Annotated in this window: 10 protein-coding genes; 3 read left to right on the forward strand and 7 right to left on the reverse strand. The window is 61.7% G+C overall.

What is annotated here, in order from left to right:
• The coding region (locus APH42_RS30010) for an AsmA family protein (protein ID WP_156352958.1) at positions 1–152 on the reverse strand (152 nt) is incomplete at its 3' end.
• Between the two features lie 341 nt (positions 153–493).
• On the opposite strand from APH42_RS30010, the gene APH42_RS27865 reads away from it, so the two are divergent.
• From APH42_RS27865 to APH42_RS27875, 3 genes are all read left to right on the forward strand, one after another.
• The gene (locus APH42_RS27865; RefSeq protein WP_060494686.1) at positions 494–991 is read left to right on the forward strand and encodes a hypothetical protein; all 498 of its coding nucleotides are present in this window, start codon (positions 494–496) and stop codon (positions 989–991) included.
• 122 nt (positions 992–1,113) lie between these two features.
• Positions 1,114–1,749, forward strand: coding sequence for a TetR family transcriptional regulator (locus APH42_RS27870; RefSeq protein ID WP_012274431.1), 636 nt, complete (start codon positions 1,114–1,116; stop codon positions 1,747–1,749).
• A gap of 43 nt (positions 1,750–1,792) precedes the next feature.
• On the forward strand, positions 1,793–2,890 hold the full coding sequence (locus tag APH42_RS27875; RefSeq protein WP_041166604.1) for an AGE family epimerase/isomerase: 1,098 nt from the start codon (positions 1,793–1,795) through the stop codon (positions 2,888–2,890).
• 127 nt (positions 2,891–3,017) lie between these two features.
• Here the strand turns inward: APH42_RS27875 and APH42_RS27880 are convergent, their stop codons facing one another.
• From APH42_RS27880 to APH42_RS27905, 6 genes are all read right to left on the reverse strand, one after another.
• Positions 3,018–3,785, reverse strand: a complete 768-nt coding sequence (locus tag APH42_RS27880) for an SDR family oxidoreductase (protein WP_012274433.1) — start codon at positions 3,783–3,785, stop codon at positions 3,018–3,020.
• A gap of 594 nt (positions 3,786–4,379) precedes the next feature.
• Positions 4,380–5,096, reverse strand: a complete 717-nt coding sequence (locus APH42_RS27885; protein WP_004576969.1) for an ABC transporter ATP-binding protein — start codon at positions 5,094–5,096, stop codon at positions 4,380–4,382.
• Positions 5,093–5,968, reverse strand: coding sequence for an ATP-binding cassette domain-containing protein (locus APH42_RS27890; RefSeq protein ID WP_010955466.1), 876 nt, complete (start codon positions 5,966–5,968; stop codon positions 5,093–5,095). Before APH42_RS27890 ends, APH42_RS27885 begins: the two co-directional genes overlap by 4 nt.
• Positions 5,965–7,266 (reverse strand): high-affinity branched-chain amino acid ABC transporter permease LivM, encoded by a 1,302-nt coding sequence (gene livM, locus APH42_RS27895; RefSeq protein WP_060494688.1) that lies wholly within the window; start codon positions 7,264–7,266, stop codon positions 5,965–5,967. The genes APH42_RS27890 and livM overlap by 4 nt, the downstream gene beginning before the upstream one ends.
• Positions 7,267–7,271: 5 nt before the next feature.
• On the reverse strand, positions 7,272–8,186 hold the full coding sequence (locus APH42_RS27900; RefSeq protein WP_012274436.1) for a branched-chain amino acid ABC transporter permease: 915 nt from the start codon (positions 8,184–8,186) through the stop codon (positions 7,272–7,274).
• Between the two features lie 155 nt (positions 8,187–8,341).
• Positions 8,342–9,179 (reverse strand): branched-chain amino acid ABC transporter substrate-binding protein (locus tag APH42_RS27905; protein ID WP_060494687.1); only part of this gene is annotated, 838 nt, incomplete at its 5' end.

The following is a 9,179-nucleotide window of genomic DNA, read 5'->3' on the forward strand; positions in this document are numbered from 1 at the left end:
GCGAAAGGCCGGTGCAAGGCCTCGGAGACCTTCTCGTTGAGCAGCGGCTTGACGCGGTTCCAGTCGAAGGTGGCGATCACCACCACCAGGATTGCCAGCAGGGTGAACAGGCTGGTGAGGGTCCAGACGAGGATTCTGGCGGGACGCGTCATTGCGTGAATCTCCTTGCGGTATGACACAGAACAGGCACTTCAGTGGCACTCAATATCTCGGACTCATGAAAACCCATGGGGTTTTATCGATGGCGCCATGATAGCGAAGTTTTTCCTGGCCCTTTGCTCAGCAATTTATCGCGCCAGGCTGTACATGTTACCCAACGGAGGCACGGCCAGCGGTTTGCCTGCGCGCCTGAAAGGCGCTGATTAGAGGCGTTGCGAACCTCTATCAATACGGTCGATTGTTACCATTACCCGTATGAACTTCTCTCTGGCGTTACGCGGCGTAGCATTGGCTTCGTACCCACTTTCCAGCCCCCGAGAGGAGCACCGAAATCATGAAACGCCACCTGCTGACCCTGACCCTGTCCCTTTTGGCCGCCAACGCTTTTGCCCTGCCGGCTTCCGAGCAACACCTGACCGCCGAATCGCGCTCCAGCGCTGCCGAAATCGCCCAGCCACTGAAAACCGTAGCTGAAGGTGGTTCCGATCGGTTGATCGAACGCAGTGGCCGCGTTGCCGAAGGTGGTTCCGATCGCCTGATCGAACGCAGTGGCCGCGTTGCCGAAGGTGGCTCGGATCGCCTGATCGAACGCAGTGGCCGCGTTGCCGAAGGTGGCTCGGATCGCCTGATCGAACGCAGTGGCCGCGTTGCCGAAGGTGGCTCGGATCGCCTGATCGAACGCAGTGGCCGCGTTGCCGAAGGTGGTTCCGATCGCCTGATCGAACGCAGTGGCCGCGTTGCCGAAGGTGGCTCGGATCGTCTGATCGAACGCAGTGGCCGCGTTGCCGAAGGTGGCTCGGATCGCCTGGTTGAACTCAGCCGTGTGAGCTGATCACCATGGCCGAAAAGAACAACCTCTGTCACAACGCTTGCTCCCCTCCAGGCCCGGTCCATTGACCGGGCTTTGTTTTTTTATCTAGAGTGCCCAGCCTTACCGTCACAGAAGCCCGCATCATGCTACCGCGCGCCGAACAGAAGCTTCAGACCCGCCAGGCCCTGCTCGACGCAGCCTGCCTGCTCATGGAGAGTGGCCGTGGTTTCGGCAGTGTCAGCCTGCGCGAGGTGGCGAAGACCGCTGGCATCGTACCGACCGGCTTCTACCGGCATTTTTCCGACATGGATGCCCTGGGCCTGGCCTTGGTGGCCGAAATCGACACCACCTTCCGCCAGACCATCCGCCTGGTGCGGCAAAACGAATTCGAACTGGGCGGCATCACCGACGCTTCGGTGCGCATCTTCCTCGACGTGGTAGCCGCCCACCGCGCGCAGTTCCTGTTCCTGGCCCGCGAACAGTACGGCGGTTCGCAGGCCGTGCGCCAGGCCATTGCCCGCCTGCGCCAGGACATAAGCGATGACCTGGCCACCGACCTTGCGCGCATGAAGCGCTGGCAGCACCTGGACAGCGCCGCGCTGGCGGTGATGGCCGACCTGGTAGTGAAGACCGTGTTCGCCACCCTGCCCGAACTTATCGACAGCCCGGAAGCAGGTTACCCACAGGCGCTGACGCCGCAGGAAAAGATCACCCAGCAGTTGCGCTTCATCTTCGTCGGGGCGCGGCATTGGCAGGGCTTGGGCAACCCTCAACCCTAGTTCTGCTAACATGGCGCCCTGCCCGACAGCGACGAGCGCCGACATGTCCGACCCCCGCCCCACCCTGCCCGAACTGGCCCGTTTCAACCAGCACTTCGCCGAACGCATCGTGCCAATGTGGCAAGGCCCAGGCTGGAACGCCGACATGGCCCTGCCCTACGAGGCGCTGGACGCCCAGCACCAACCCTTGCCGGTGCAGCGCTACCGGGCCATGGCCTGCGCACGCCAGCTGTATCTGTTCAGCAGCCGTATCGGGCAACCGGGCGCCGCCGAGCGCGCATCAGCCCTGTTCCGTTCGCTGCAAAAGCACTTCCACGATGCCGAGCACGGTGGCTGGTTCTACAGCATCGACGCCCAGGGCAAGCCGCTGGACCGGCGCAAAGACCTGTACACCCATGCCTTCATCGTGTTCGCCTGCGCGCACTACTGGGGCAAGGTGCGTGAAAGCCTGGTGGAATCCACCCTCAACGCCGCGCTCGACATCATCGACCAGCAGTTCGCCCGTGACGACGGCCTGTACGAAGCCAGCCTGGGCGAAGACTGGGCCGACCTGGGCAGCGGCCCACTGCAGAACCCGCAGATGCACTTGGCCGAGGCGTTTCTTCAGGTACTGGCAGTACGTGACGATGAACATGTCCGCCAGTCACTGCTGCAACTGTGCGAGGCGCTTGAGGCGCACTTCATCGAACCGGCCCACGGCCTGATGCTGGAAAAGCCACGCGGGGCTGTGGATAACTGGTTCGAACCGGGGCACCAGTTCGAATGGTTCTACTTGCTGCACACCTCGCCGCTGCTACGTGACACGCCGCTTTATGCGTCCATCGACCGGGCTTTCGGCTTTGCCGAACAGTTCGGGGTGAACGATGCGGCGGTGTTGGCGATGCTGAATGTGGACGGTCAGGTGCTTGATGCCACCCAGCGCATCTGGGCACAGGCGGAATACCTGCGGGCGCTTGTGTTGCGCGCGGGGGGTGAGGCGAAGCTGTCGGGGCAGTTGCAGGCGCTGCAAACGCGGTTCCTGCGGGAAGCGGGCTGGTATGAGTGCCGCGATGGTGAGGGGGCGGTGAGTCGGCATGATATGCCCTCTACTACGCCCTATCATTTGGCGACCTGCCTGGAAGGGTTGCAGCGCCTGAACTGACGCATTCGCGGGTAAACCCGCTCCCACAGTGATCGCGCCAGCTTTTAGGTTTTGTGCAAGACCGGTGCTCCCACAAGGATTGCACAGTACCTGTGGGAGCGGGTTTACCTGCGAAAAGGCCCTTGGATCAGCCCTTGGCCGACCGGTCGATCGAGAAGCCTGCCCAGTCCTGACTCACCGGCATCAGCTCCAGGCTGTTGATGTTGATGTGCGCCGGCTGGTTAAGGATCCAGAAGATGGTCTCGGCAATGTCCTGCGGCTGGATCGGCTCGGCACCTGCGTAGGTGGCGTCGTACTTGGCCTGGTCACCGCCGAAACGTACCAGCGAGAACTCGCTCTCGCACAGGCCCGGCTCGATGTTGCTCACGCGCACGCCGGTGCCGCGCAGGTCGCAGCGCAGGCTCAACGAGAACTGGCCGACGAAGGCCTTGGTGCCACCGTAGACGTTGCTGCCCGGGTACGGGTAGTTGCCCGCCACGGAACCTACGTTGAGGATCGAAGCGCCGCGGCCATGGGCGATCAGCCGTGGCAGCAGCAGCCGGGTGGTGTACATCAGGCCCTTGATGTTGGTATCGACCATGGTTTCCCAGTCGTCCAGGCTACAGTTCTGCGCCGCATCCACACCCAATGCAAGGCCGGCGTTGTTGACCAGGCCGCGAATCTTTTCGAACCCGGCCGGCAGATTGGCGATGGCCTGCTCCATGGCCTTGCGGTCACGTACGTCGAGCACCAGGCCATGCACTTCGGTCTTTGCCGACAGCTCGGCGCACAGGGCGTCCAGGCGCTCCTTGCGGCGGCCAGTGAGCACCAGCTTCCAGCCAGCCTCAGCGAAGCGGCGGGCGGTGGCCTCACCGAAACCGGAAGTGGCACCAGTGATGAATACGGTGGACGTCATGCTCTGTTCCTCAAGGTAGGTTCTCATGGCAGCTTTGCAGCATGCCCTCGCCAAGCGCCGGCAGCAAGCCGTTCAAGGCACTGATCATTTTTTGTTCATATTCGGCAAACCCTTGTGGCAGAGGGCTCGCCGACAGGTATGCGCATGTTATCCACAAGGCTTTCCCCACGGATTGGGGGCAACTTTTCCACCGTGCGGAACCCATTCAGCGCTCCGTGGTCGGTGGATATCTTTCAGGTGATGGCGCAAGGCTTTCAAGCATGCCGCCTGCAGCGGTCTGTCCAAGGTTTTTGCACAGAGTTATGCACAGGCTTGGCGCTAATTCCGGCATGCTTTCAGGGCTGTGGGAAACACCGAAAAAACATCCACAAGCGGGATGTGGTCAAAAAATGATCGCATTGCTGGAGGGCTTGCTATCACAGGGCTGGAGCGAGATGCCACCATGTTTTCCAAAGGCGGTTCCACATTATCCGTGGACAAGATCAAGCCTGTGGAAACAAGGGCTTGCGGGGGAGTATTGGCGTGTGTCGAGAGAAAGACACGGCAAGTTGTCCACATTGAGAATGGGGCTGCCTTGCAGCCCCCGAATACAACTCAGTGCCCGCCAAGGTAGGCGTTACGCACCTCCTCGTTGACCAACAGCTCCTGCCCGGTACCGGTCATGCGAATCTGCCCGTTGACCATCACATACGCCCGGTCCGACAGTTTCAGCGCATGGTTGGCGTTCTGCTCCACCAGGAAGATGGTCATCCCGGTCTTGGCCAGCTCTCGCAAGGTCGAGAAGATCTGCTTGACCACGATCGGCGCCAGCCCCAGCGAGGGCTCGTCCAGCAACAACAACTTCGGCCGGCTCATCAGCGCCCGGGCAATCGCCAACATCTGCTGCTCGCCACCGGACATGGTCATGGCCCGCTGGTTACGCCGCTCCTTCAAGCGTGGGAACAACTCGTACATGCGCTGCATGTCTTCGTCGGCATGTTTGTCGCCGATGGGGATGGTACCCATCATCAGGTTTTCCTCGACGGTCATGTCAGGGAACACCCGGCGCCCTTCCGGCGACTGGGCAATACCGTTGGAGGCGATGTAGTGCGACGACTTGCGGGTAATGTCGGTGCCGCGATAGACGATATGCCCAGACGCTGCCCGCGGCTGGCCGAAAATCGACATCAGCAGGGTCGACTTACCGGCACCGTTGGCACCAATCAGGCTGACCGTCTCACCTTCGTTGATGTGCATCGAGACCTTTTTCAACGCCTGGATCGGCCCATAGAACACGTCCAGGTCCTTCAGCTCCAGAATGGGTGCACTCATACCAGTTCCTCTTCGTCTGCACCCAGGTAGGCGGCGATCACCGTCGGGTTGTGGCGGATGTCCTGCGGCGCGCCTTCGGCAATCACGTTGCCATGGTCCAGCACCACGATATGGTCGGAAATGCTCATGACCATGCCCATGTCATGCTCGATCAGCACCACGGTGATGTCGTGCTCGTCACGCAGTACGCGGATCATGCGGCTGAGGGCTTCGGTTTCCTGGGGGTTCAGGCCCGCCGCCGGTTCATCCAGGCAGATGATTTTCGGCCGTGTGCACATGGCTCGGGCAATTTCCAGGCGCCGCTGCTGGCCGTACGACAACTCGCCGGCCAGGCGGTTGGCGCAGTCGACCAGGTCGACCACTTCAAGCCAGTAGAACGCGTGGTCCAACGCATCGCTTTCGGCCTTGCGGTAGGCCTTGGTGTTGAGCACCCCGGCCAGCAGGTTGCGATTGACCCACATGTGCTGGGCCACCAGCAGGTTCTCCACCACCGACATTTCCTTGAACAGGCGAATGTTCTGGAAGGTGCGCGCCAGGCCCGCGCGGTTGACCAGGTGGGTGCCGCCGAACATCTTGTAGTACATGCGGTTGGCAAAGCGCGCAGGCGACACGAAATCGGCCGCCTGGAAGCGTTCGCCAAGCAGCTGGATGACGTTGGTGTGGCTGCCGCGCACGTTCAGCTCGATACGCCCGCCACTGGCCTTGTAGAAGCCGGTCAGGCAGTTGAATACCGTGGTCTTGCCGGCGCCGTTGGGGCCGATCAAGGCAAAGATCTGATTGCGCCGGACCTTGAGGCTGACATCGCTGAGCGCCTTGATGCCACCGAACTGCATCATCAGGTTGTCGACCGAGAGAATGATATCGTCGCTCATGGCGCCACTCCTTTACGCGGGGTCACACCGGTACGGCTGATGCGGATCAGACCACGCGGTCGCCAGATCATCATCAGCACCATCAACACGCCGAACAGCAACACCCGGTACTCGGAGAAGCTGCGCAGCAGCTCCGGCGCCACTGTAAGCACGAACGCCGCGATGACCACGCCCACGGTCGACCCCATGCCACCCAGTACGACGATGGCCAAGATCAGCGCCGACTCGAAGAAGGTGAATGACGACGGATTGACGAAGCCCTGGTAGGTGGCGAAGAACACCCCGGCCAAGCCGGCGGTGGAGGCACCCAAGGTAAACGCCGAAAGCTTGACCAGCACGTGGTTCAAGCCCATCGAACGGCAGGCGATTTCGTCTTCGCGCAGCGCCTCCCAGGCCCGGCCGACCGGCATGCGGGTCAGGCGGTGCTTGATATACAGCACGGCCAGCACAACCAGGAACAGCACGGCGTAGATGAACACGAACTTGAGGTTGGCGTTGTACTCGAAGCCGAAGAACTCGTGGATCGGCACCCCGCCATCCTTGGCCCGGCGGCCGAACTCCAGGCCGAAGAAGGTTGGCGAAGGCGCCGGCATGCCGTTGGGGCCACCGGTGAACGACAGCCAGTTGTTCAGCACCAGGCGGATAATCTCGCCAAAGCCCAGGGTCACGATCGCCAGGTAGTCACCGTGCATTCGTAGCACCGGGAAACCAAGGATGCACCCCGCCAGCGCCGCAGCGATGGCCGCCAGCGGCAGCACGCTCCAGAAGCCCAGGCCGAGGTACTGGTAACCCAGCGCCAGGCCGTAGGCACCGATGGCGTAGAACGCCACGTAGCCCAGGTCGAGCAGGCCGGCCAAGCCGACCACGATGTTCAGGCCAAGGCCCAGCAGCACGTAGATCAGGCCGAGGATGACCACGGTCAGCAGGTACTTGTTGGCGAAGATCGGGAAGACGATGGCAATCACGATCAGTGCAGGGATGATGTAGCGCAGGCGCGACTTGTAGTCCGGGGCATTCACATGCACGCCCGAGCCACCGCTGTCGAAGCCCTGGAGCATGCGCTGCCCAGGGGCGGTCTGCAGGAACAGGCTGAGCAGGAAGCGCCCGACCATCACACCACCGACCAGCCACGCCACGCGGCGCGGCTCGGCATTGAAGGTGTAGCCGTCGAGCACCACGCCAACGACCGGGCCAAACACGATGAGTGCCAGCAGGCCAGCGACGAGGGTCTCCAGCAGGCTGCGTTTAATGTCGAAACCCTTGGTTTCGCTAACAGAGGCAGTTTTGGCAACGGACATGTTCATCACACCTTAGCCACGAGCGGGCGACCCAGCAGGCCTTGTGGGCGGAAGATAAGGATCATCACCAGCAGCGAGAAGCTGAACACATCCTTGTAGTCGGAGTTGATCAAGCCAGAGAACAGCGACTCGGAAATACCCAGGATGATGCCGCCGAGCATGGCGCCAGGCAGTGAGCCGATACCCCCGAGCACCGCGGCGGTGAATGCCTTGATACCGATGATGAAGCCGGCGTAGAAGTCGAACGTGCCGTAGTTCATGGTGATCAGCACGCCGGCCAGGGCGGCCATCACGGCGCCGATGACGAACACGTAGGAGATTACCCGGTCGGTGTTGATGCCCAGGATCGAGGCCATCTTGCGGTCTTGCTGGGTGGCACGGCACATGCGGCCGAGCTTGGTGTACTTGATCACGTAGGTCAGCAGGCCCATGCCGACGAAGGCTGCCACCAGAATGAAGATCTTGGTATAGGTCAGTTGCACGAAGCCGGTGCCGACTTCGACACGCATGGCACCTTCCAGCAAGGTTGGCACGCCTTGCTGGCGGGCGCCCTGGCTGATCTGTGCGTAGTTCTGCAGGATCAGCGAAATGCCGATGGCACTGATCAGCGGCGCCAGACGGGTGGAGTTACGCAGGGGTTTGTAGGCGATGCGCTCGATGGTGAAGCCATAGACGCCCGTGACGACGACGGTGAACAACAGCGTGCCCAACATCAGTAGCGGGAACGACTCGACGCCGAAGTAAGCCAGCAATGCCAGGCTGATTGCCGCGAGGTACGCGGAAATCATATACACCTCGCCGTGCGCGAAGTTGATCATGCCGATGATGCCATAGACCATTGTGTAGCCGATGGCGATCAGGCCATAGACCGACCCGAGGGTCAGGCCGTTGACCAGTTGCTGCAGGAAAATACCATCCATAACGCAATCTCACCTGATTGAGATTGCACGAGCGCCGACCACGGCGCGGGCCACCTGTGCAGGGCCCTCGCAGCGCAGAACTGTGCAGATCTACGAATAAAGACTGGTACCGCGGGGCTTGGGCCCGAGCATCAGCCCGGGCCGTGGGCCGTTTTTTATTTTTGTTTTTCCAGCTGGTGGTATTTACCGGTCTTGTCCCACTGGTAGACCACATAGTCGGAGACGGTCAGGTCACCTTTGCTGTCCCACTTTTTCTCGCCCATGACGGTCTGCACCGGGTTGGCCTTGAGCCACTTGGCAGCGTCTTCGCCTTTGTTCGACTTGGCGCCATTGAACGCGGCGGCCAGGGCCTGCAGCGAGGCATAGGCGTACAGGGTGTAGCCTTCAGGTTCGGTACCGGCCTTACGGAACTCCTCCACCACCGCCTTGCTGTCTGGCAGCAGGCGCGGGTCGGCACCGAAGGTCATGTACACGCCATCGACGTACTGCGCACCGCCAGCGGTGGACACCAGTTCGTCGGTGACGATGCCGTCATCGGACATGAACTTGACGTCCTTCAGGCCCTGCTCGCGCAGCTGGCGTACCAGCGGGCCAGCTTCCGGGTGCAGACCACCGAAGTAGACCACGTCGGCGCCGGTGGAGCGGATCTTGGTCACCACGGCGCTGAAGTCTTTCTCGCCACGGGTCAGGCCTTCGTACAACACTGGCTTCACGCCGCGTTTTTCCAGCTGCGCCTTGGTCGCGTCCGCCAGGCCCTGGCCATAGGTGTCCTTGTCGTGCAGTACCGCGACTTTCTTGCCCTTGAGCACGTCGACGATGTAGTCGCCAGCGACGATACCCTGCTGGTCGTCACGGCCGCACATGCGGAACATGGCGCTCAGGCCGCGCTCGGTAACCTGTGGGTTGGTGGAGCCCGGAGTAATGGCGATGACACCCGCCTCGTCATACACCTCGGACGCCGGGATGGTGTTGGAGGAACAGAAGTGGCCGACC

It is taken from the genome of Pseudomonas sp. NBRC 111140 (assembly GCF_001320885.1).
GTDB lineage: Bacteria > Pseudomonadota > Gammaproteobacteria > Pseudomonadales > Pseudomonadaceae > Aquipseudomonas > Aquipseudomonas putida_P.